The organism is Streptomyces sp. NRRL S-495, assembly GCF_000966955.1.
Taxonomy (GTDB): Bacteria; Actinomycetota; Actinomycetes; order Streptomycetales; family Streptomycetaceae; genus Kitasatospora; species Kitasatospora purpeofusca.
In genome coordinates this window covers 1-283 of record NZ_JZWY01000355.1, presented here as the reverse complement: position 1 = coordinate 283, position 283 = coordinate 1, and the positions used below count along the sequence as shown (strand labels likewise).

General features: G+C 73.5%; 1 protein-coding gene. It reads left to right on the top strand.

The window, feature by feature from the left end; all coding sequences use genetic code 11:
* A partial coding sequence (locus tag VR45_RS18710; RefSeq protein ID WP_045940936.1) for a lipase family protein occupies positions 1 to 283 on the top strand: 283 nt, incomplete at both ends.

The window sequence follows — 283 nt, the reverse complement described above, 5'->3', positions numbered from 1 at the left end:
GACACCCAGGCCTTCACCATGGCCGGTGACCACATGATCGTGACGGCCTTCCGGGGCACCGAGCCGCAGCAGATCCGCGACTGGCTCTCGGACGCCTCCACCCCGCCCTGGCCGGGGCCGGCCAGGACCGGCTACCTGCACTACGGCTTCGGCGAGGCCCTGGAGTCGGTCTTCCCGGACGTGCGGAAGGCCGTCACCGAGCTCCGCACCCAGGACCAGAGCGTCTGGCTCACCGGCCACAGCCTCGGCGGGGCGCTGGCGATGCTGGCCGGCGCCCGGCTCC